Genomic DNA, 21,346 nt, shown 5'->3' with positions numbered 1-21,346 from the left:
CTCACCCCTCCCGCATCGGGATGCGCAGGCCGCGTTCCTCCGCGACCTCCACCGCCCGCTCGTACCCCGCATCCACGTGCCGCATCACGCCGGTTCCAGGGTCGTTGATCAGCACGCGCTCGATCTTCTCGGCCGCCAGCGGGGTGCCGTCGGCGACGATCACCTGGCCGGCGTGGATGGAGCGGCCGATTCCCACGCCGCCTCCGTGATGGATGGACACCCAGGTGGCGCCGGAGGCGGTGTTCAGCATCGCGTTCAGGAGCGGCCAGTCGGCGATCGCGTCCGAACCGTCCGCCATCGACTCCGTCTCGCGGTACGGAGAGGCGACAGAACCGGAGTCGAGGTGGTCGCGGCCGATCGCGATCGGCGCGGAGAGCTCGCCGCTGGCGACCATCTCGTTGAACTTCAGGCCGGCGAGGTGGCGCTCCTTGTATCCGAGCCAGCAGATGCGGGCGGGAAGGCCCTCGAAGTGCACCTTCTCGCTCGCCTGCGTGATCCAGCGGCGCAGGTGCTCATCCTCGGGGAACAGCTCCAGGATCGCGCGGTCGGTCGCCGCGATGTCTGCCGGGTCGCCGGAGAGCGCCGCCCAGCGGAACGGGCCCTTGCCCTCGGCGAACAGCGGACGGATGTACGCGGGCACGAAACCGGGGAAGTCGAACGCCCGCTCGTAGCCGCCCAGCTCGGCCTCTGCGCGCAGGGAGTTGCCGTAGTCGAACACCTCGGCGCCCGCATCCTGGAATCCCACCATCGCCTCGACGTGCTTCGCCATCGACGCACGGGATGCGGCGGTGAAGCCTTCCGGGTCCGCAGCGGCAGCGTCGTGCCACTCCTCCACCGTGTAGCCCTCCGGCAGGTAGCTGAGCGGGTCGTGCGCGCTGGTCTGGTCGGTGACGACGTCGATCGGCACCCCACGGCGCAGAAGCTCGGGGAAGACGGTCGCGGCGTTCCCGGCGAGACCGACCGACAACGGGATGCGCGCCTCCTTGGCGGCGAGCACCCTGGCGACGGCGTCGTCCAGGTCGTCGGCGAGCTCGTCGAGGTAGCCGTGGTCGATGCGGCGCTGTAGCCGGGTCGGGTCGACGTCCACGATGAGCACCACACCTTCGTTCATGGTGACCGCGAGCGGTTGCGCGCCTCCCATGCCGCCGGCGCCGCCGGTGAGGGTGATCGTGCCGGCGAGGGTGCCGCCGAACCGCTTGGCGGCGACGGCCGCGAAGGTCTCGAACGTGCCCTGGAGGATGCCCTGGGTGCCGATGTAGATCCACGACCCTGCGGTCATCTGGCCGTACATCGTGAGCCCGAGAGCTTCGAGGCGGCGGAACTCCGGCCAGGTGGCCCAGTCGCCGACGAGGTTCGAGTTGGCGATGAGCACGCGCGGCGCCCACTCGTGCGTGCGGAACACGCCGACCGGTTTGCCGGACTGCACCAGCAGGGTCTCGTCCGATTCGAGGGCGCGCAGGGTGCGGACGATCGCGTCGAACGCCTCCCAGCTCCTTGCAGCGCGGCCGGTTCCGCCGTAGACGACGAGGTCGTCCGGGCGCTCGGCGACGTCGGGATCGAGGTTGTTCATGAGCATCCGGAGCGGCGCCTCGGTCTGCCAGCTCTTCGCGCTGAGGGTGGTGCCGCGCGGGGCGCGGACCTCTCGTGCTCCCTGCATGTGGTGTCTCCTCTTCGGTGAGTGAATCAGTGGCTGACGTCAGCCGAGCGGACCGGTCACGCTCTCGGCGGCGGCCAGCACGCGGCCGGACTGCACGAGCGCGACGACGGCCTCGATCTCGGGCGACAGGTAGCGGTCCGAGCCAGGCCCTGCGACCACCTCGCGCACCTCGGCGATCACGGCGCCGGTCGCCGCCCCCGGCCGCAGCGGCGCGCGCAGGTCGGCACCGCGGGCTGCGGTCATGACCTCGATGGCGAGCACCCGGCCGAGTCCGTCGATGGAGCGACGCAGCTTGCGGGCCGCTGCCCAGCCCATCGAGACGTGGTCCTCCTGCATCGCCGACGACGGGATCGAGTCGACAGAGGCGGGCGAGGCCAGGCGCTTCAGCTCGGAGACGATGCCGGCGGCCGTGTACTGCGCGATCATCAGCCCGGAGTCGACGCCGACCTCGTGGGCGAGGAACGGAGTGAGCCCCTGGTTGCGGGACTGGTCGAGGAAGCGGTCGGTGCGCCGCTCCGACATGCTGGCGACGTCGGCGGCGACGATGGCGAGGAAGTCGAGGACATATGCGACGGGGGCGCCATGGAAGTTGCCGTTCGATTCGACGCGCCCGTCGAGGGTGAGCACCGGGTTGTCGATGGCGGAGGCGAGTTCGCGCTCGGCGACGATGGTCGCGTGCGCGAGGGTGTCGCGGGCGCCGCCGTGGACCTGCGGGGCGCATCGCAGCGAGTACGCGTCCTGCACACGGGTGCACTCCGGGCCCTTGTGGCTCGCGACGATGGGCGACCCGGCGAGCATCGCTCGCAGGTTCGCGGCGGCGACGGCCTGGCCGTGCTGCGGGCGCAATCGCTGCAGGTCGTCGGCGAACACGGCGTCCGTGCCGAGCAGGGCCTCGACGCTCATGGCCGCAGCGATGTCGGCCGTGCTCAGCAGGGCGGTGAGGTCGTGGATGGCGATGGCGAGCATCCCGAGCATCCCGTCGGTGCCGTTGATGAGCGCGAGGCCTTCCTTCTCGGCGAGGACGACCGGGCTGATCCCGGCCTCCGCCAGAGCAGTGGATGCGTCGACCAGCTCGCCGCCGACCCGCACCTGGCCCTCGCCCATCGCCGCGAGGGCGCAGTGGGCGAGCGGGGCGAGGTCGCCTGAGCAGCCGAGCGAGCCGTACTCCCGCACCACCGGTGTGATGTCCGCGTTGAGCAGAGCCGCGTACGTCTCGACGGTCGCGCGCTGGGCGCCGGTGCGGCCGGTCATCAGGGTGGAGAGGCGGAGCAGCATCAGTGCGCGGACGACCTCGCGCTCGACCTCCTGGCCGGAGCCTGCAGCGTGCGAGCGGACGAGGCTGGCCTGCAACTGCGCACGCCTGTCGCTCGGGATGAACGTGGTGGCGAGGGCGCCGAAACCGGTGGAGATGCCGTAGTGCGGCTCGACGTCGTCGGCGAGGGCTTCGACGATCGCGCGCGACGCCTCCACCTGGTCGAGCGACGCCGTGTCGAGTTCGATGGGGGCATCGTGGCGGGCGACGGCGACGACGTCCGCGACGCTGAGCGGGTGCGCGCCGACCGTGACGGTGTGCGTGGTGTGGAGCATGATCCGATCTCACTCCCTCGCAGGCGTCTCTGTCCCGCCTGTATGCTCATCCCCGTCCGGTATCCCAGACGACGCGTGCGGGCGAAGAACGGGATGCGGCACGGCGGAATGCGATCAGGAGGGACTGCGGTGAGCAAGGTTCCTGCGGCGGAGAACACGCTGCGCATACTGGAGTACCTGAGCGCGCAGCGTGGGCCGGTGCCGGCGGCGAACGTGGCCGCCGCGCTCGGGCTGCCCCGCTCGACCGTGTACCACCTGCTGACGGTGCTGTGCGATCACGGCTTCGTGCTGCACTTCCCGGAGGCGAAGCGGTACGGGCTCGGCGTCGCGGCGTACGAGCTCAGCTCGGCTTTCTCTCGCCAGGAGCCGCTGAGCAGGCTGGGACGGCCGATCCTCGCCGCGCTCGTCGACGGTATCGGGGAGTCCGGTCACGTGGCGGTGCTGCACGGGCGGGACGTCGTCTATATCGTCGAAGAGCGCGCACCACGCCGCCCGCGGCTGGTGACGGACGTCGGCGTCCGCCTGCCCAGCCACCTCACGGCGAGCGGCCGGGCTCTGCTCGCCACGCTGCCGGCCGGGCAGCTCCGCGCGCTCTACCCCGACGCGGCGGCGTTCGAAGACCGCACCGGCTCCGGGCCGCACACCTACGGAGAACTCAAGCGCGTGGTGGCCGAGGTGCGTGAGCGCGGGTACGCGACGGAGGACGGCGAGGTGACGCCGGGCTTCGCGTCGGTGGCGGTTCCTGTGCGTGACCACGCCGGGTGGCCGGCCGCGGGCATCGCCGTCACATTCCCGCGGGAGAATATTGCGCACGAGCACTGGGATGCGCTGGCAGAGCGGGTGGCGGAGGCGGCGGCGGAACTGTCCAGACGCATCCGCGGGAGCTGACGGGGTCCATGCTCCGCCCTTCGGCCGTGCTGCCTGCTGCTGCGCTGCCTGCCGCCGCTACCCTTCGGCGAGCGTCACCGTCGTGGTGTGCCGCTGCCCGCCGCGTTCGTACTCGACCTTCACCTCGTCGCCGGGCTGGCTGGTGACCTGGATCGCGGTGAGCACGTCGATGCTGACCGCCGGCGAGCCGTTGATCGAGGTGATGATGTCGCCCGGCCGGATGCCGGCGTCCGCCGCTGGGCCTCCGCGCGTGACCGCCTGGACGAACAGGCCGTCGCTCACGCCGTAGTGCTGGGCGACCGCGTGGGGAATGGGGACCGCATCCACCCCGGCGGTCGGGTAGCTGACGGTGCCGGTGTCGATCAGCTCGTGCGCGATCGGCATGGCCATCGCCTGCGGGACGGCGAACCCGATGCCGACGCTGCCCGTGCTGCGCTGGCCGTTGTCGCCGGGGACGGTCGCGATGGCCGTGTTCACTCCGACCAGCCGGCCGCTGCAGTCGACGAGGGCTCCTCCGGAGTTGCCGGGGTTGATCGACGCGTCCGTCTGGATGGCGCCGACGAGGATCGCGTTGCGGTCGTCGTCGCTCGGCACGGGGACGGTGCGGCCGAGCGCGCTCACGATGCCGGCCGTGACCGTGCTCGACAGGCCGAGCGGCGCGCCGAGGGCGACGACCGGTTCGCCGACGACGAGCGAGTGCGAGTCTCCGACGTCGATCACCGACAACGACTTCTCGTTGGACACCTTGATGACGGCGAGATCGGTCTTCGGGTCGCGGCCGGTGAGGGTGGCGTCCGCGGTGTGGCCGTCGCTGAACCGCACGGAGAGCGTTCCGCCGGATGCGGCGGGCGAGATGACGTGGTTGTTGGTGAGGATGTAGCCGTCGCTGCTGATGACCTGGCCGCTGCCGCTCCCCGCCCCCGTCGGGCCGGCGACGTTGATGGTGACGATGCTCGGCAGCACGCGGTCGGCAACGCTGACGGCGTTGCAGGCCCCGCTGGAGCCTGACGACAGCGCGACGGTGGTGACGGTGCCCGCGATGAAGCCGCCCGCGATCAGGATGAGGGCGGCAGCGGTGGCGAGGCCGGCGATCAGCCAGGCGCGGCCGGTGCTGGCGGGCTGGGTCGCTGGGGTGGTCGCGGTGGCGGGTGTTGCGGGTACCGGTCCGGTGGGTGCCGGTCCGGTGGGTGCCGGTCCGGCGGGTACCGGTCCGGCGGGTGCCGGTCCGGTGGGTGCCGGTCCGGTGGGTGCCGGATCCTGTGGCTGCGGCGTCTCGCCGGATGGCCCAGTCGCACTCGTGTCGTCGCTCATCGCTGGCCCCTTCCGCCGATGGCGTCAGGCTAGCGGCTCCCGCGACGCGGACGCTAGAGAGCAGCGACCTCGGCGAGCCGCTTGGCGTAACAGATCGAGTGCGGGTCGCCCACGTACGGGCCGAAGTTCGGGATGCGCGCGTACCCATTGCGCTCGTACAGCGCGATCGCCGCGTGCTGCAACGGACCCGTCTCGAGCTGAAGGGTGCCGACACCGGCCGCCGCAGCCTGGGCCTCCACCGCCCCGAGCAGGGAGGATGCGAGGCCGCGGCCGCGCGCATCCTCGTGCACGAACATCCGCTTGACCTCAGCGGAGCCGTCGGGCTTCACTACGACGGCCGCCATTCCGAGGGCGCGGCCCGCCTCGTCGCGGCCGACGAACACTGTGACGCCAGGCGCCTCCAGCTCCGACACATCCAGCAGGTAGCAGCTCTCCGCCGGGTACAGCGCGAAGGTGAACTCGTCGCCAAGGCGCAGCAGCTCCTCGACGTCTGGGCTGCGTGGCGGCTCTGCGGCGATGGCGGTGTGCATGGCGACGATCGTAGCGATTCGTCGTTGCAGGGATGTTTCCGGCTGCGGACGCCCGCCTCGGCTAGGCCGCAGCGAACCGACGCGCGGAGCGCTCCTTCGCCTTGGCCGCCTCCTCCTCGCGATTCTTGGGAGGCGCAGTCGTCACCAGATCCTCGAGGAGGTGCTGCGTGAGGTGGGCGATCTCGGCGACCGCCCTGTCGAACGCCTCGGCGTTGGCCTTCGACGGCTTCGTCGTGCCGCTGATCTTGCGCACGTACTGGAGGGCCGCAGCGTGCACTTCGTCGCTCGTCGCGGCCGGCTCGAAATTGTGAAGGGTGTGGATGTTCCGGCACATGCCACAGAGGGTACGCCGCTCGGCCATCCTCCGCAGCAATCGAGACCGGACTTGTGCATGCGACACGCCGCCTCGTCCCGGCGTGTCGCATGCACAAGTCCGGGCTCGATGGTTTTGGGGGGACGGAGAGAGACGGGGAGGGACGGGGACGGGTGAGTTGCAGCGGGCGGGGGTGGGGGCCTATAGTCTCTGTAAACGTTCTTGTAAACGTTTACTAAACCACCTTCGATGATGCAGGGAGCACCATGGCCGAGAGCAGGAAGTCGACGCTCGTCCTCGTGGCGGAGCGCGCAGGAGTCTCGATCGCCTCGGTCTCCCGGGTGCTGAACGGACTGCCGGCGTCGCCGCAACTGACCGCAAAGGTCCGTGAGGCGGCCGATGCCCTCGGCTACGTTCCCGACGCCACAGCCCGCTCGCTCAAGGTCGGCCGCACCGACCAGATCTCGTTCGCCGTCGCCGACGTCGGAAACCCGGTCTACGTCGCGATGATGCACGAGGTCGCCCGGGTCGTCTCCAAGGCCGGGTATCGACTGGTGCTCTCCTCGACGGGCAACGACCCGCAGGATCAGATCGAGCTCCTCGGCAGCCTGAACCGCGGCTTCGTCGACGGACTCCTGCTCAGCCCGCTGCGCGTGACGGAGCCCCTGGTGGATGCGTTGCGCGCCAGCCGGCTGCCGATCGTGATCATCGGCTCGCTTCCGGCGGGCGTCGACCTCGACAACGTGCGCGCAGACTCCGTCGCCGGTATCGGCCTCGCCGTCGAACACCTCGTCGGTCAGGGACGCAAGCGCATCGCTTTCGTCAACGGTCCCGTCGACACGGTCCCTGGTGCTGCCCGGCTCAGCGGATACCTGAATGCCATCGACCGATTCGGCCTCAGCACGAGCGCCGACGTGCAGATCGCCGCGTCAGACTTCACGTACAAAGCGGGTCGCAAGGCGGCAGCCAAGCTGCTCGGCCGGTCGACCCCCGACGCGATCGTGTGCGCCAACGACCTTCTCGCCGTCGCGACCTTGAAGGAGCTCACGAGCCGTGGCGTGCGCGTCCCGGAGGACGTGGCGGTGGTCGGCATGGACGACACCGACGCCGCCGAGCTCGCCAACCCGTCGATCACGAGCGTCGACCTCGGTTCTGGCAAGCGCGCCAAGGCGGCGGCGAAGCTGCTCCTGCGCCGTCTCGCCAACCCGGATGCGGCCGTCAAGCAGGTGGTGATCGAGCCGACACTCTCCGTGCGGGAGTCGTCGGTCGTGAAAGCGGACGCGAAGGAAACGGCGGAGGTGCCGGCGTGACGACCTCCGCACCCGTGATCGTCGCCCCCGGCGACGCAGCCAAGACACCGAAGCGCCGCCGCCGCAACCGCGGAGGCCCAGCGGGCGACGGAGGACGCGACGCCTGGCTGCTCGTCCTTCCCGCGCTCATCCCGATCGTGCTGTTCAGCGTCTATCCGCTGGTGCAGGGCATCTTCCTCGGCTTCACGGACGCGCGCGCCGGGCTCAACCTGCCGGTCAACTTCAACGGCATCGACAACTACGTCAAGCTCGGCTCCAACCAGCTCTTCTGGAGCTCGTTCGGCATCGGCCTGGTCTGGGCGTTCAGCGTCACGATCCTGCAGTTCCTGGCCTCCCTCGGGCTCGCCCTCCTGCTCAACCTCAACCTCAGGATGCGCTGGCTGGCCCGCACGCTCGCTCTCGTCCCGTGGGCCATGCCGCCGGTGATCATCGCGATCATGTGGAGGCTGATGCTCAATCCGAGCTACGGGCCGATCAACCAGACGTTGAAAGCGGTCGGGCTGCCGAGCGACATCAACTGGCTGGGGGATGCATCCATCGCTCTGCCTGTCGTGATCATCGTCGGCGTCTGGGCTGGGATGCCGCAGACCACCATCACCCTGCTCGCCGGACTGCAGAGCGTGCAGACCGAGCTGCTGGAGGCCGCGGCCATCGACGGCGCCGGCACCTGGAGCAGGTTCTGGCACGTCACGCTTCCTGCGCTGCGGCCGATCATCATCGCGATCACCACGCTCGACCTGATCTGGAACTTCAACTCGTTCGCGCTCGTCTTCGTGCTCACGGCGGGAGGACCGGGAGGCACGACCATGCTCCCGATGCTGTTCGCATACAACGAGGCGTTCCGTTACGGGAACTTCGGGTACGCCGCCGCGATGGGCAACGTGATGGTCGTGGTGATCGCCGTCTTCCTGTTCGTCTACCTGCGCGGCCAGATGAGGAGCCGGAACTCATGAGCACCACCGACACCCGCACCCAGAGCGACGCGGCGACCAGCCAGGGCCCCGCGCGCGACCGCAAGCCGGACGCGTCGCACAGCGGCTCCCTGCGGCGCGGCCGCATGATCGGCCGGCCGCTGCAATACCTGGCGCTGTTCGCCTACATCGTGTTCCTCGGCTTCCCGCTGCTGTTCCTGCTGACGACGGCGTTCAAGACGCCGCGCGAGCTGCAGTCCCCGAACCCGGGGTTCTTCCCCACCTCGTTCAATTGGGACAACTTCGCTCAAGCGATCGAGAAGGCCAACCTGTTCACGTCGGCGGGCAACAGCCTGATCGTCGCGGTGGCCACCACGGTGCTGGTGACCGTCATCTCGCTTCCCGCCGCGTACGCCCTCGCCCGCTTCCGCACCAAGCTGCGCGGGCTGGCGACCGGCTGGATCCTGCTCAGCCAGGTCTTCCCGTTCATCCTGATCATCATTCCGCTGTTCCTGGTGCTCAAGAACATCGGCCTCATCAACAACCTGCTCGGGCTGATCCTCGTCTACACCGTGTGGTCGCTCCCGTTCGCCCTGTGGATGCTGCAGGGCTACGTCGCGGGGATCCCGGTCGAGCTCGAGGAGGCCGGCGCCATGGACGGCGCCACCCGGTTCCGCACGCTGCGCTCCATCGTGCTGCCGCTGCTCGCCCCCGGCCTCGTCGCGACCAGCCTGTTCACGTTCATCTCGGCCTGGAACGAGTTCTTCTTCGCGCTCGTCCTCATCCAGGATCCCAACCTGCAGACGCTGCCGCTGTCGCTCGCCCGCTTCGTGGGGGCGGAGGGCCAGGTGCAGCTCGGTCAGCTCGCCGCCGCATCGCTGCTGGCGACCATCCCGAGCCTCGTCTTCTTCATGCTCATCCAGAAACGTCTGACCTCCGGCCTCCTGAGCGGGGCCGTCAAGGGCTAGACGCCCGCTCCACCCCAACACCCACAGCAAGAGTCGAATCAACAGAAAGAGGTGTGCAATGCGCACAACAACCGCCGCCCGTCTGGGCGTCGCCGTTGCCGGCATCGTGGCCGCGTCGCTCGCACTGTCCGGATGCTCGACGTCGGGCAGTTCCGACGCCTCCAGCGGCGGCAAGGTCACGCTGACCTTCCAGTCGCTGGCCTATCAGGACACCACCGTCGCCGCGACGAAGGACATCGTGGACTCCTGGAACAAGAAGAACCCGGACATCCAGGTGAAACTCCGCCAGGGGAGCTGGGACAACGTGCACGACCAGCTCGTCACGCAGTTCCAGGGTGGAACGGCCCCGGACATCATCCACGACGAGTCCGCCGACATCATGGGCTTCGCCAACCAGGGCTACCTCGCCGACCTGAGCAAATATCTCGACGCGGACGTCAAGAAGCAGGTCTCGAAGGACGTCTGGAGCTCGGTCACCACCGGCGACGGCAAGATCGTGGCCGCGCCGACGCTGCTTCAGTCGTACGTCGTGTTCGCGAACACCGACGCCATCAAGAAGGCAGGAGCAGAGGTCCCGAGCGGCAAGACGCTCACCTGGGACGACTTCCAGGACCTGTCGAAGAAGCTCACCTCCGGAGGGAACTTCGGCACAGGATGGGGTCTGAAGCAGCCGACGGCGACCGTCATGAACCTGGCACTCGGCTTCGACGGCACCTTCTTCACGAACAAGGACGGCAAGTCGACCATCCATGTCGGCGACGACGAGCTCCAGGTGCCCAAGCGCATCAATGAGATGGCGTACACGGACAAGTCGCTCGACCCGACGTCGCTGACGCAGAGCGGCACGGACGTGCTTCCCGGCTTCTTCGGCGGCAAGTACGCCATGTACGTCGGCGGAAACTACGTGGCGCAGCAGATCACCGAGTCCGCTCCCGCAGGATTCAACTGGGCCGTCCTTCCTCCGCTCGCCGGCGCTGACGGTGCCGCGCAGGCGGCCAACCCGCAGACGATGTCCGTCTCGGCACAGAGCAAGCACGTCGAGCAGGCCGCGAAGTTCATCAACTACTTCATGGATGCGGCCAACCAGGCGAAGCTCGCAGAGGGCGACTGGCTGATCCCCGCTTCCGCCGCCGCTCGCGACCAGGTCGCGAAGGACACGTCGGGCAAGAACGGCTGGGAGGCCATCCTCAAGTCGGGCGAGGCCCTGAAGGCGGCACCGTTCCAGGGGGCGACCAACTACCCGCAGTGGAAGGACCAGTACGCCACCCCGGCGCTGCAGAAGTACTTCGCCAACTCGATCTCGCTCGACGACCTCAAGAAGCAGCTCACGGACGGCTGGTCGGCGGTCGGCTGACCCGCCGACAGACCGGCCGACCGCGGCGACGAAGAACAACCGAAACAAGGAGAAGGATCGATGGACGCGCTGGTGATGAAGGCGACGGGGGCACTCGCGGGAGCGGCTGTCGGCGACGCGCTCGGAGGAGCGGCGGAGGGCAACACGCCGGAGGCCATCCAGGAGCGCTACGACGGCTTCATCACCGGCATCGTCCCTCCGTTCCTGGAGGACTGGCGCAACGCCAGGCCGATCGCGCCGTACCACAAGGGCGACGGGCACGTCACGGACGACACCCTCATGACGACGGCTCTCGTCGACGTCTACGACACCGTGCGCGACCACTTGGACGCGTACGCCATCGCCGACCACCTGGTGCCGCTGCTGATCGGCGACAAGCGGTGGATCCCGGAGTTCGAGTCGGAGGGGCTGCTGCTTCACCGCATCTTCCTCGCGGAGAAGTGGCTGGTCACCCGCCTGCACTACGGCCACATCGACCCGCGTGAGGCCGGGGTCGGCAACATCGTCAACTGCGGGGCGACGATGTACGTCGCCCCCATCGGGATCGTCAACGCCGGAGCTCCCGATGCGGCGTACGCGGAGGCCATCGACGTCGCCGGGGCGCACCAGTCCAGCTACGGCAGGGAGGCTGCAGGCGTCTACGCGGCGGCCGTCGCCGAGGCGATGCGGCCGGGGGCGTCCGTCTCCAGCGTCGTCGAGACCGCGCTGCGGCTCGCGAAGGACGGCACCAGGGATGCGATCGCATCGGTCGTCGACGCTGCGGCGACGGTGACCGACTGGCGTTCCGGCCTCGGTGTGCTCCGCTCGGCCGTCGAGCCGTTCGACACCGTCGGGCCGTACTACCGGCAGCCGGCGAAGGATGCGCGCATCCCGAGCAGGACGAAGTCGATCGAGGAACTGCCGGTGGCCCTCGGGATGCTGGTGGCCGCGCAGGGTGACTACAGCGAGGCCGTCCTCGGCTCGGTCAACTACGGCCGCGACTCCGACTCGATCGCCGTGATGGCCGGCTCGATCGCCGGCGCTCTCGGCGGAGTAGACGTGGTTCCCGCCGAGTGGATCGACGGCGTCAGCGACGGCAGCCGGATGGACATCACGGCCACGGGGCCGGTCATCGCCTCCGTGGCGCGCCAGGTCTGGGCGGCAGACGCCGAGCGGGCGCGCTCGGTGGCGTCCGTCCGCGACGCCTTCGCCGCGGACCTCGAGGTGGCGTAGTGCTCAGGCTGAGCTGGACGCAGCCGGAGGACCTGCTGCCGCACGCGCTGGTGGCCGCCGAACTCGACGGCCGGCCGGTCGCCGACCTGCGGAAGCGCTGGGAGGCGGCGGGCGGAACGCCGACGGCCGCGGTGAGCGGCGCGACGCCGGAACCGGCGCCCGCCGCGCTCGTCGGGCTCGCGCGAGACCTCCTCGCCGAGGTGGACGAGCGGGCCGATCCGGCCGAGCTGGTCGCGGCGGAGCCGGACGCACTCGACGCGATCCTGGCGGCGGCGTCCGGCGCAGACAGCGCGGGCGGTGCGCGCAGCGCGAGTGCCGTGGGTCCCGCTGACTCCGCCGACCTCGCCGACCGCATCCTCGGCGGCTGGCTCGGCCGCGCAGCCGGGTGCCTGCTGGGGAAGCCGGTGGAGAAGATCTCGCTGGAGGGCATCAGGGCCATCGCGCGCTCGACGGGGAACTGGCCTCTCCACTCCTACTTCACCGAGGCGGGACTCGACAGCGACATCGCGGCGCGCTTCCCCTGGAACCGGCGCAGTCGTCCGACCAGCCTCGTCGAGAACATCGACGGGATGCCAGAGGACGACGACCTGAACTTCCCGCTCATCGCGCTGGGGCTCCTCGAGCGCGTCGGAGCGGGCTTCACGACCGACGACGTCGCGCAGGCCTGGCTGGACAGCCTGCCGGGCGGCCGTGTCTTCACAGCGGAGCGGATCGTGTACCGCAACCTGCTCGACGGCTACGAGCCGACGGTGGCAGGCGCCGTGCGCAACCCGTTCCGCGACTGGATCGGCGCGCAGATCCGCACCGACGTCTACGGCTGGGCCAACCCTGGCGATCCGGTCGCCGCGGCTCGTCTCGCCTGGACGGACGCCCGCCTGAGCCACGGCCGCAACGGCGTGTACGGCGCGATGTTCGCGGCGGCGGCCTGCTCGACGGCCGTGATCGCCGCCGACGTCCGTGCTGTCATCGACGCCGGCCTCTCCGTCGTTCCCTCCGCATCCCGATACGCCTCCGCCATCCGCCGCGGGGCGGAACTCGGCGCGAGCGACCTCGACGACGAAGCGGCAGTGGATGCGCTGCACGCGGAGTTCGGGCACCTCCACTGGGTGCACGTGCTCGGCAACTCCGCGCTGCTCGCGTTCGCGCTGACGCGCGGCGACGGCGACTTCGAGCGCACCATCACCCTCGCGGTGAGCGGCGGCTGGGACACGGACTCCGTCGGCGCGACGGCGGGCTCCATCGCGGGTGCGCTCACCGGCGCCCGCGAGCTCCCGGCACGCTGGATCCACCCGCTGCACGACACGCTCGCGACGAGCGTTCCCGGCTACTCCGACGTGCGGTTCAGCGACCTCGCTGCGCGCACGCTCCGCCTGGCGGAGGGCGCGGGCGTCCAGCCGGTCGAGGCAGCGTCCCGATGAGCGTCGTCGTGGTCGGCAGCGCCAACCTGGATCTCGTGTACCGGGTGGAGCGCATCCCGTCGCCGGGTGAGACCGTGCTGGCGGTCGGATCCGACTCCGCTCCCGGTGGAAAGGGCAACAACCAGGTGATCGCCGCGGCTCGCGCGGGCGCGCGGGCGACCTTCGTCGCTGCGCTCGGCAGGGATGCGGCGGCCGAGCGGTTGATCGCGAGCCTGGAGGACGCCGGGGTCGACCTGCGGATCAGGCGGGTGGACGAGCCGACGGGCACGGCGATCATCACGGTCGACGTCTCCGCCGAGAACGCGATCGTCGTCGATTCCGGCGCCAACCGGATGCTCGACGGCCTCGACGATTCAGAGCGCGAAGTCGTCGCTGCGGCAGACGTGCTGCTGCTGCAGTTGGAGACGCCGCTCGCCACTGTGACGGAGGCGGCTGCCGTCGCGCACGCATCCGCGACCACGGTCGTGCTCAACGCCGCCCCCATCCAGTCGCTCTCCGCCGCGTTCCTCGCCGACGTGGATGTGCTGGTGGTGAACGAGCACGAGGCGGCGCACCTCGCAGCCGAGCTCACCGGCGAGGCCGTGCACGAGGCGAGCGGCGAAGATCTCGCCGCGATCCTGAGCAGGCTCGGCCTGGCGGTGATCGTGACGCTCGGCGCTGACGGCGCCATCGTCCGGGTGCCGGACGAGCCGCCGGCGCACGTCGCGGGGCAGGTGGTCGACGCCGTCGACACGACCGGCGCAGGCGACACGTTCTGCGGCGCGCTCGTCGCAGAGCTCGACCGCCGCCGCGGTACGAACGGCAGCGCGGGCAGTGGCCGCCCCGACCTCGGCACGCTGGTGCGCGCCGCAGAGTTCGCGACTGTCGCCGCCGCCATCTCGGTGCAGCGCGCAGGCGCTGTGCCCTCCATCCCCACTCTCGAGGAGATTCACGATTTCAACTCGGCCAGCTGACCAGGCTTCCGTCACCACGTTCGACCCGGACGAGGAGAACACCAACGACTTCGATCCCCTGGTGCCCAGGGCGATCGACCTGCCGACGGTGCTGCCGCGCGGCGGCGTCATCGATCCGGCTGCCGGCGACATCGCGAAGATCTTCGCCGCGCCGGAGGACCCGGCGGAGTGGCCGGCCTGGCGCGCCGACCTCGCGGCCTGGCGAGAGGAGGCGCGCGCTCGCCTGAACTACGACGGCGCCGTCTACGAGCGTGCGGAGACGGAGTGGGCGCGTGCGGCGTACAGCGTCGCCCAGATCTGGCTGTGGGATGAACGGCTGTTCGACCACGAGCGTCAGGAGTTCACCGTCGACGCCTTCCTCGACGCGACGGCCGACCACGGCGGCTTCGACGGCATCGTGCTCTGGCACGCATACCCGGTCATCGGGATCGACGATCGCAACCAGTTCGACTTCTACCGCGACGTCCCGGGCCTGGATGCGGTGGTCGCGGCCTTCCACGCCCGCGGAGTGCGCATCTTCATCGACTACAACCCGTGGGACACCGGCACCCGTCGCGCACCGGACGCGGACCCGGAGGAACTCGCAAAGGTCGTCGGAGAGCTCGGCGTCGACGGCGTCTTCCTCGACACGATGAAGGAGGGCGACGCCCGCCTGATCGACGCTCTGCTGCAGGCGACCCCGCCGCAGGTGCTCGAGGGGGAGTCCAGGGTGCCGAACCAGCGCATCCAGGACCACCAGCTGAGCTGGGCCCAGTGGTTCTCCGACTCGGCGGCGCCCGGCGTGATGCGGGCGCACTGGTTCGAGCGCAGACACATGATGCACTCGACGCGCCGCTGGAATCGCGACCACAGCGACGAGCTGCAGTCCGCGTGGATGAACGGCACCGGTCTGCTGGTCTGGGATGCGGTGTTCGGCGTCTGGGTCGGCTGGAACGAGCGGGACAAGGCGACGCTGCGACGGATGCTGCGGGTGCAGCGTGCGCTCTCCGACGTCCTGGTGGACGGGGAGTGGTCGCCGCTGCTCGGCGCGTCGGAGGAGGCGCTGGCAGCCGGGGTGTACGTCTCGCGGTTCGCGGCAGACGGAGCGACCCTGTGGACGGTCGTGAACCGGGGAGACCAGGACTGGACGGGAGACCCGCTGGCGGCACCCGCCGCCGACGGTGCACGCCGTCACGACGTGACCGAGGGACGGGCGGACGTGACGGCGGTGCGCGTTCCCGCGCGTGGCGTCACGGGCATCCTCGAGGTGGTGGCCGGGGGAGCGCATCCCGCGTCGCTGCTGCGCGAGGCGGCGGACGACACAGCGGCGGACGACGCCCGGTTCCCCGCGCGGGAGGCCGTACGCACGGTGCCCCCGCGCACCCCGGCTGCGACCGCGCCGGTGGATGCGGTGGTCGTGGAACAGGGCGAGCGCGAGCTCGCTGTGACCTTCCGCCGCCGCGAGACGGGCTTCTACCAGGGCGCGCCGTACGTGGAGGAGTGGAAGCCGCTGCCTCCGCGGCTGCACGACGATCGGCGGGAGACGCTGACCGTCACGATCCGCGGGCGCGTCGCCGTAGCCGCGAGGGAGGTCACCGCTGCCGAGTTCGCGGGCTTCGTGGCGGCCACGGGGTACCGGCCGGTCGCCGGAGCGCGCTTCCTGGTGGGCACCGCATCCGGTGACACCCCCGCCGTCGGGGTCTCGCTCGCCGACGCGCGCGCATACGCGGCCTGGGCGGGGGCACGGCTGCCGGACGAGTTCGAGTGGCAGCTCGCCGCGGAACAGCCGGGCTTCGCCAGGTCGGAGCCCGCCGTCTGGAACTGGACGGAGAGCGAGCACAGCGACGGCATCACCCGGTTCGTCATGCTCAAGGGCGGGAGCGACCACGTCGCCTCCGGCTCGGACTGGTACACGGACGGCGGACGGCGAGACGCGTCGTTCAGCCTGAAGTTCCTGCTTCCCGGACTGGGCGTCGAGCGATCCAGCAGCATCGGCTTCCGGCTCGCATGGGACCTGTCGAGCGCGGACGAGCTGATTGTGGGAGAGCCGACCACGGACACGCAGGCCGTGGACGGAGGAGTCCAGCGATGAGCGAGTCCGCCCTCCGCGGCATCCGGGTGCTGGATGTGTCGACCCTGTTCGCCGGGCCCCTCGCGGCGACCTTCCTCGGCGACTTCGGCGCCGACGTGATCAAGGTCGAGCATCCCACCCGGCCGGACGCGGCCCGCGGGCACGGACCGGCGAAAGACGGTGTGAACCTGTGGTGGAAGACGCTCGGACGCAACAAGCGCACGGTCACCATCGACCTCGGGTCGCCGGACGGCGCAGAGCTGCTGCTCGCGCTCGCCGCGGACGCCGACGTGCTGATCGAGAACTTCCGCCCTGGCACCCTGGAACGCTGGGGGCTCGGGCCGGAGGCGCTGCACGCCGCCAATCCGCGCCTCGTGATCGCGCGCGTGACGGCGTTCGGCCAGTTCGGGCCGTACTCCGCGCGTCCCGGCTTCGGCAGCCTGGCCGAGGCGATGAGCGGATTCGCGGCGCTCACGGGCGAACCGGACGGGCCGCCGACGCTCCCGCCGTTCGGACTGGCGGACGGCATCGCCGCCTTATCGACCGCATACGCGGTGATGGTCGCGCTGCGCGCAGCGGAACGCGACGGGCACGGTCAGGTCATCGACCTCGCGATCATCGAGCCCATCCTGATGCTGCTCGGCGGCCAGATCACCGCGTACGACCAGCTCGGCGCCGTCCAGCCGCGCACAGGGAACCGCTCGGTCAACAACGCGCCGCGCAACGTCTATCGCACGGCGGACGGCGACTGGGTCGCGGTCTCCACCAGCTCGCAGTCCATCGCCGAACGGGTGATGCGCCTGGTCGGCAGACCCGATGTGATCGACGAGCCGTGGTTCGCGACAGGGCACAGCAGGGCAGAGCACGCCGACGAGCTGGATGCAGCAGTCGCGGCCTGGATCGCAGCTCGCCCCACCGAGGAGGTCGTCCGCGGGTTCGAGGACGCGCAGGCCGCCATCGCGCAGGTCTACGACGTGCGCGGCATCCTCGCCGACCCGCAGTACCAGGCGATCGGCACGGTGCAGACGGTCGACGACGACGAACTGGGGCCGGTGAAGATGCAGAACGTGCTGTTCCGTCTCTCCGACACCCCCGGTGCGATCCGCTGGACCGGCCGGCCGCACGGACGGGACACGGACGACGTGCTCGCCGAGATCGGCGTCACTCAAGAGCAGGTCGAGGCGCTGCGGGCGAAGGGGGTCGTGCGATGAGCGCGATCGTGACAGGGCTCTACGTGCCGGGCGACCGCCCGGACCGGTTCGACAAGGCGGTCGCGACGGGCGCCGACCTGGTGATCCTCGACCTCGAGGACGCCGTGGCCCCTGAAGCGAAAGCCGGAGCCCTCTCTGCCGTCGCGGAGTGGCTGAACGGGCGTGTGTCGAACGGCTCGGCATCTCGTGGCCCGCTCATCCAGGTGCGCGTGAACGCGGGAGCGGACCACGAGCTCGTGGCCCTCCGCGCGACGGACGCGCCCATCGAACTGCGCGTGCCGAAGGTGGAGAGCGCCGCCGATGTCGAGCGGATCGTCTCCGTGGCGGGCGATCTGCCGATCGCGGCCCTGGTCGAGTCCGCGCTGGGGGTGGAGAACGCCGCAGCCATCGCCGCGCACCCCGCTATCGCACACATCGCGCTCGGCGAGTCCGACCTCGCAAGCGACCTCGGCAGCAGGGATGCGGTCGTGATCGACTACGCGCGCACGCGCCTGCTCTTCGCGGCACGCGCGGCAGGTCTCCCCGCGCCGATGCTGTCGGCGTACCCCGACATCCGCGACCTCGACGGTCTCCGAGCGGACACCGAACGCGGAGCGCGACTCGGCTGGTTCGGGCGGACGGCCGTGCACCCCAGCCAGCTCGCGGTGATCGCCGCCGTCTTCGCGCCCACTGATACGGAGACGGCCTGGGCGCGCGCGGTGCTCGCCGCGGTCGAAGGTGGCGGGGTGGCGACGCTGCCGTCCGGCGAGATGGTGGACCCGGCGATGCTCGGCCGAGCCCGTGCCATCCTCGCCGCCCGTGCTGATTGACGCGCTGGAGCAGGCCGACGGATGCTGGAGCAGCGATCATTCATCAGCAGGGCGATCGGCGACGAACTGCGCTACACCCTGATCGCGCCGGACGTCGTGCCGGGGCCGCTGCCCATCGTCTACCTGCTGCACGGGCGAGGAGACTCCGCCGCGTCGTGGGAGCCGGTGCTCGACGACCTGCGCGCGCTTCCGCTGATCGCGGTGCTTCCGGATGCGCCGTGGAGCGAGCGCGCGAGCTACTACGTCGACTCGGCGCACCGGGCCGGCCGCCAGGTCGAGACGGCGCTGACCGGCGACCTGGTGGATCACGTCGAGGCGCGGCTGCCAGACGGGCGAACCGCAGTGGGGCGCGCATCCCGAATCGTCGCCGGGTACTCGATGGGCGGGTACGGTGCGCTGCGGTTCGGGCTCGCGCATCCAGAGTTGTTCGGCCAGGTCGTGGCGCTGAGCCCTGCGGCGTACGATCCCGAGCCGCCTGCCGGATCGTCGGCGCGCACGTTCGGCGCGTTCGGCGTCGGCGACACCGTCTACGACGCCGACCGCTACCGCACGCTGAGCATCCGCGCGGCGCTCGACGGCTACGCAGGGATGCCGCTCAGCATCGACCTCGCCGTTGGCGACGCGGAGCAGCCGCACCCCGGCGCGCCGGACGCGCTCTCTCTCGTCAGCCAGACCGCCGCCATCGCGCGCCTGGCAGCAGACACCCGCGGCATCACCGTCCGGGCGCGCACCTACCCCGGCGCTCACGACTTCACTGTCTGGCGTCCCGCTCTGCTCGACGCCCTGACCGGCCTGCTGCGCTAGGCCGGCGGCCGCCGCTCGGCTGCTCGTTGCTCGGCTACTCGCTGTTCGCCTGCTCGCCTCTCGCCTGCTCCGCGGCGCGGCCCCTGGCGACGTGCTCGAGGCGACGCAGCGTCTCCACGTTCCGGATGTGCAGCATGAGGTCGGCGAGCGGCTTCGGGATGAGGCGGGCCGGGCCGCTGACGGGGTACTCCTCCATTCGCACGACGCACCCGGTGCCGCGGGGCTTCACGTCGATGATGACGCGCTCTTTGCCGACCGGGCGGGTCTTCGCCTCGAGCGCCATCCGCCGTGGCGGATCCCAGGTCTCGACAACGGTCTCGTCGTCGAGAACGAACGGCCAGACGCCGATGGAGTGGTGCAGCTTGGAGCCCGGCCGGGGGTAGCTCGGCTCCGCGGCGCGCAGCCGGGACGCCCCGACCACCCAGGTCGGGTAGACCCACGGGTCGGCGAGGGCGACGAAGACCTGCTCTGGCGTGCAATCCAGTTCGCGGACGGTCACGGACATGTGCTCACTGCTCCGGAAGGCCGTCGGGGCGCAGCGACGCCTCGGCCTGGTCGATGGATGGATGCGCGCCTGCGCCGGGGATGGCGCGCGCGTCCGCGTCCGGTGCGAGCGACGGCATCGCGCGCATCCCGAACTCGTGCCGCAGCGCGCTGCGCGCCGCGTAGTAGCCGACGAGCCCGTGCACTCCTGGGCCAGGCGCGGCGGAGGCAGAGGCGAGGTACAGTCCGCGGCCGGGCATCCGCCACGGGTCGGCGGACGCAACGGGTCGCGCGATGAGCTGACGGAGGCTGGGCGCCCCCGCCGAGATGTCGCCGCCGACGTAGTTGGGGTTGTACGCTGCCATCTCCACGGCCGTCTTGTGGGTGCTGGCGAGCACCACATCCCGGAAGCCGGGCGCGAAGCGTTCGATCTGCCGCGTGATCGCCTCCGTCTGGTCGACGGGGGAACCGGCCGGCACGTGCGTGTACGCCCACAGAACGTGCTTGCCTGCCGGTGCCCGCGTGCCGTCGAAGAGCGATGGCTGGGAGACGAGAACGTACGGATCGTCGCTGTGACGCCCGGCGGCGACCTCGCGCTCCGAGCGGGCGACGGCCGCTCGGGTGCCCCCGAGGTGCACGGTGCCGGCCTCCAGCAGTTCCGGATTCGACCACGGCACGGGGCCGGAGAGGGCGAAGTCGACTTTGGCGACCCCGTTCCCGTTCCGGAAGGCGGAGATGCGCCGCAAGTAGGACGGCGGCAGCCGGTCCTCGCCGAGCCGGGCGGCGGCCTCGGCTCCCGTGTCGAACAGGATGACGCGCGCATCCGGCAGCTCCGCGAGGGAGGTGATCTCCGTCCCCGTCACCACTTCGCCGCCGTGCGCGACGATGTCGGCCACCATCGCGTCGGCGATGGCCTGGCTCCCGCCGACAGGGATCGGCCAGCCGCGGGCGTGTGCGTATGTGGCGAGGGTCAGTCCCGCCGCTGCCCCCGCGATGCTCGGCAGGGCGAGCGTGGTGTGCGCGAACACCCCGGTGAGCATGGCGCCCGGGGCCTCCGTGCGGAAGAACGCATCCCACCAGGGGCCGCCCTGGGCCAGCATGGTCGCCCCGAGCCGCGCCGCGACGAGCGGGTGCCGCGGCACCTGGAAGAGCTGCGATCCGGTGAACTGGGCCACGGCGTCCGCGTTCCGCACGAGCGGACCGAGCATGCGGAGCCACGCCGGCCCGTCGACGCCGAGGGCGTCGGCCGTGCGGTCGAGGTCGCGGTAGGCAATCGCCGCTCTCCCGCCGTCCAGGGGATGCGCGTACGAGGCGGTCGGGACGACGAACGGCACTCGCTGCTCGATACCGAACCTCTGGAAGAACCCGGAGGCGAAGGCCAGGGGATGCACGGCGGAGCAGATGTCGTGACGGAACCCCGGGAGCGTCACCTCTTCTGTGCGGGTGCCGCCGCCGACGGTCGCGTTGCGCTCGTAGACGCGCACGGAGAGCCCCGCGCGGGCGAGGGTGACAGCGGCGGACAGCCCGTTGGGGCCGGAGCCGACGACGATCGCGTCCGGAGTGGTGGAGCTCATGCC

The 21,346-nt window shown here is 70.7% G+C and carries 19 protein-coding genes; 12 read left to right on the top strand and 7 right to left on the bottom strand.

All coding sequences use genetic code 11. The features are described 5' to 3' along the window. Window position 1: 1 nt before the first annotated feature. Together hutU and hutH are read right to left on the bottom strand one after the other, a co-directional pair. Window positions 2-1,657 (bottom strand): urocanate hydratase, encoded by a 1,656-nt coding sequence (hutU, locus tag ACIRCZ_RS09025; protein ID WP_055898446.1) that lies wholly within the window; start codon window positions 1,655-1,657, stop codon window positions 2-4. Between the two features lie 39 nt (window positions 1,658-1,696). Beyond that, entirely contained in the window at window positions 1,697-3,244 is a 1,548-nt protein-coding gene (hutH, locus tag ACIRCZ_RS09020; RefSeq protein WP_402852046.1) for a histidine ammonia-lyase, read from the bottom strand. Window positions 3,245-3,373: 129 nt separating this feature from the next. On the opposite strand from hutH, the gene ACIRCZ_RS09015 reads away from it, so the two are divergent. Then, window positions 3,374-4,132: an IclR family transcriptional regulator gene (locus ACIRCZ_RS09015; protein ID WP_402852043.1), complete on the top strand. Its 759-nt coding sequence runs from the start codon at window positions 3,374-3,376 to the stop codon at window positions 4,130-4,132. 57 nt (window positions 4,133-4,189) lie between these two features. On the opposite strand, the gene ACIRCZ_RS09010 is transcribed toward ACIRCZ_RS09015, so the two are convergent. The 3 genes from ACIRCZ_RS09010 to ACIRCZ_RS09000 form a co-directional block, all read right to left on the bottom strand. Next, the gene (locus ACIRCZ_RS09010) at window positions 4,190-5,443 is read right to left on the bottom strand and encodes a trypsin-like peptidase domain-containing protein (protein WP_402852040.1); all 1,254 of its coding nucleotides are present in this window, start codon (window positions 5,441-5,443) and stop codon (window positions 4,190-4,192) included. Window positions 5,444-5,496: 53 nt separating this feature from the next. Next, on the bottom strand, window positions 5,497-5,973 hold the full coding sequence (locus ACIRCZ_RS09005) for a GNAT family N-acetyltransferase (protein WP_055898454.1): 477 nt from the start codon (window positions 5,971-5,973) through the stop codon (window positions 5,497-5,499). A 61-nt stretch (window positions 5,974-6,034) separates the two neighbouring features. After that, window positions 6,035-6,307 (bottom strand): DUF2277 domain-containing protein, encoded by a 273-nt coding sequence (locus ACIRCZ_RS09000; RefSeq protein ID WP_055898457.1) that lies wholly within the window; start codon window positions 6,305-6,307, stop codon window positions 6,035-6,037. A 245-nt stretch (window positions 6,308-6,552) separates the two neighbouring features. On the opposite strand from ACIRCZ_RS09000, the gene ACIRCZ_RS08995 reads away from it, so the two are divergent. The 11 genes from ACIRCZ_RS08995 to ACIRCZ_RS08945 all read left to right on the top strand — a co-directional run bounded on the left by ACIRCZ_RS08995 (window position 6,553) and on the right by ACIRCZ_RS08945 (window position 19,286). After that, window positions 6,553-7,596 carry a LacI family DNA-binding transcriptional regulator gene (locus tag ACIRCZ_RS08995; RefSeq protein ID WP_055898460.1) on the top strand — a complete coding sequence of 348 codons (1,044 nt, stop codon included), beginning with the start codon at window positions 6,553-6,555 and terminating at the stop codon, window positions 7,594-7,596. Beyond that, a complete protein-coding gene (locus tag ACIRCZ_RS08990) occupies window positions 7,593-8,549 on the top strand; it encodes a carbohydrate ABC transporter permease (RefSeq protein WP_402852035.1) in 957 nt (318 codons plus the stop codon). The genes ACIRCZ_RS08995 and ACIRCZ_RS08990 overlap by 4 nt, the downstream gene beginning before the upstream one ends. Continuing rightward, window positions 8,546-9,475 (top strand): carbohydrate ABC transporter permease, encoded by a 930-nt coding sequence (locus tag ACIRCZ_RS08985; RefSeq protein WP_082581568.1) that lies wholly within the window; start codon window positions 8,546-8,548, stop codon window positions 9,473-9,475. Before ACIRCZ_RS08990 ends, ACIRCZ_RS08985 begins: the two co-directional genes overlap by 4 nt. Before the next feature lie 58 nt (window positions 9,476-9,533). Continuing rightward, a complete protein-coding gene (locus tag ACIRCZ_RS08980) occupies window positions 9,534-10,829 on the top strand; it encodes an extracellular solute-binding protein (protein WP_402852030.1) in 1,296 nt (431 codons plus the stop codon). Window positions 10,830-10,889: 60 nt separating this feature from the next. Then, window positions 10,890-12,041: an ADP-ribosylglycohydrolase family protein gene (locus ACIRCZ_RS08975; protein WP_055898469.1), complete on the top strand. Its 1,152-nt coding sequence runs from the start codon at window positions 10,890-10,892 to the stop codon at window positions 12,039-12,041. Continuing rightward, window positions 12,041-13,459, top strand: a complete 1,419-nt coding sequence (locus tag ACIRCZ_RS08970) for an ADP-ribosylglycohydrolase family protein (RefSeq protein WP_402852026.1) — start codon at window positions 12,041-12,043, stop codon at window positions 13,457-13,459. The genes ACIRCZ_RS08975 and ACIRCZ_RS08970 overlap by 1 nt, the downstream gene beginning before the upstream one ends. Continuing rightward, a complete protein-coding gene (locus ACIRCZ_RS08965) occupies window positions 13,456-14,412 on the top strand; it encodes a ribokinase (protein ID WP_402852023.1) in 957 nt (318 codons plus the stop codon). Before ACIRCZ_RS08970 ends, ACIRCZ_RS08965 begins: the two co-directional genes overlap by 4 nt. Before the next feature lie 61 nt (window positions 14,413-14,473). Further along, the gene (locus ACIRCZ_RS08960; RefSeq protein WP_402852020.1) at window positions 14,474-16,483 is read left to right on the top strand and encodes an SUMF1/EgtB/PvdO family nonheme iron enzyme; all 2,010 of its coding nucleotides are present in this window, start codon (window positions 14,474-14,476) and stop codon (window positions 16,481-16,483) included. Next, window positions 16,480-17,673, top strand: a complete 1,194-nt coding sequence (locus ACIRCZ_RS08955; RefSeq protein WP_402852017.1) for a CaiB/BaiF CoA transferase family protein — start codon at window positions 16,480-16,482, stop codon at window positions 17,671-17,673. The genes ACIRCZ_RS08960 and ACIRCZ_RS08955 overlap by 4 nt, the downstream gene beginning before the upstream one ends. Beyond that, on the top strand, window positions 17,670-18,482 hold the full coding sequence (locus tag ACIRCZ_RS08950) for an HpcH/HpaI aldolase/citrate lyase family protein (protein WP_402852014.1): 813 nt from the start codon (window positions 17,670-17,672) through the stop codon (window positions 18,480-18,482). Before ACIRCZ_RS08955 ends, ACIRCZ_RS08950 begins: the two co-directional genes overlap by 4 nt. 21 nt (window positions 18,483-18,503) lie before the next feature. Beyond that, window positions 18,504-19,286 carry an alpha/beta hydrolase gene (locus ACIRCZ_RS08945; protein WP_402852011.1) on the top strand — a complete coding sequence of 261 codons (783 nt, stop codon included), beginning with the start codon at window positions 18,504-18,506 and terminating at the stop codon, window positions 19,284-19,286. 34 nt (window positions 19,287-19,320) lie between these two features. Here ACIRCZ_RS08945 and ACIRCZ_RS08940 read toward each other — a convergent pair whose 3' ends face one another. Further along, a complete protein-coding gene (locus ACIRCZ_RS08940; RefSeq protein ID WP_402852008.1) occupies window positions 19,321-19,791 on the bottom strand; it encodes an SRPBCC domain-containing protein in 471 nt (156 codons plus the stop codon). Between the two features lie 4 nt (window positions 19,792-19,795). Continuing rightward, window positions 19,796-21,343, bottom strand: coding sequence for an NAD(P)/FAD-dependent oxidoreductase (locus ACIRCZ_RS08935; protein WP_082581569.1), 1,548 nt, complete (start codon window positions 21,341-21,343; stop codon window positions 19,796-19,798). Window positions 21,344-21,346 lie beyond the last annotated feature (3 nt).

Origin of the sequence: Leifsonia sp. NPDC102414 (genome assembly GCF_044765685.1) — a bacterium.
Classification (GTDB): domain Bacteria; phylum Actinomycetota; class Actinomycetes; order Actinomycetales; family Microbacteriaceae; genus Leifsonia.
The sequence above is the reverse complement of the archived record's forward strand: the minus strand, read 5'-3'. Positions and strand labels throughout refer to the sequence as shown.

Coding starts and splice junctions, on each gene's coding strand:
- ACIRCZ_RS08985 (WP_082581568.1), top strand. CDS start 8,546: ATGAGCACCACCGACACCCGCACCCAGAGCGACGCGGCGACCAGCCAG.
- ACIRCZ_RS09005 (WP_055898454.1), bottom strand. CDS start 5,973: ATGCACACCGCCATCGCCGCAGAGCCGCCACGCAGCCCAGACGTCGAG.
- ACIRCZ_RS08950 (WP_402852014.1), top strand. CDS start 17,670: ATGAGCGCGATCGTGACAGGGCTCTACGTGCCGGGCGACCGCCCGGAC.
- ACIRCZ_RS08965 (WP_402852023.1), top strand. CDS start 13,456: ATGAGCGTCGTCGTGGTCGGCAGCGCCAACCTGGATCTCGTGTACCGG.
- ACIRCZ_RS09010 (WP_402852040.1), bottom strand. CDS start 5,443: ATGAGCGACGACACGAGTGCGACTGGGCCATCCGGCGAGACGCCGCAG.
- ACIRCZ_RS09000 (WP_055898457.1), bottom strand. CDS start 6,307: ATGTGCCGGAACATCCACACCCTTCACAATTTCGAGCCGGCCGCGACG.
- ACIRCZ_RS08975 (WP_055898469.1), top strand. CDS start 10,890: ATGGACGCGCTGGTGATGAAGGCGACGGGGGCACTCGCGGGAGCGGCT.
- hutH (WP_402852046.1), bottom strand. CDS start 3,244: ATGCTCCACACCACGCACACCGTCACGGTCGGCGCGCACCCGCTCAGC.
- ACIRCZ_RS08945 (WP_402852011.1), top strand. CDS start 18,504: ATGCTGGAGCAGCGATCATTCATCAGCAGGGCGATCGGCGACGAACTG.
- hutU (WP_055898446.1), bottom strand. CDS start 1,657: ATGCAGGGAGCACGAGAGGTCCGCGCCCCGCGCGGCACCACCCTCAGC.
- ACIRCZ_RS08980 (WP_402852030.1), top strand. CDS start 9,534: ATGCGCACAACAACCGCCGCCCGTCTGGGCGTCGCCGTTGCCGGCATC.
- ACIRCZ_RS08955 (WP_402852017.1), top strand. CDS start 16,480: ATGAGCGAGTCCGCCCTCCGCGGCATCCGGGTGCTGGATGTGTCGACC.
- ACIRCZ_RS08940 (WP_402852008.1), bottom strand. CDS start 19,791: ATGTCCGTGACCGTCCGCGAACTGGATTGCACGCCAGAGCAGGTCTTC.
- ACIRCZ_RS08995 (WP_055898460.1), top strand. CDS start 6,553: ATGGCCGAGAGCAGGAAGTCGACGCTCGTCCTCGTGGCGGAGCGCGCA.
- ACIRCZ_RS08935 (WP_082581569.1), bottom strand. CDS start 21,343: ATGAGCTCCACCACTCCGGACGCGATCGTCGTCGGCTCCGGCCCCAAC.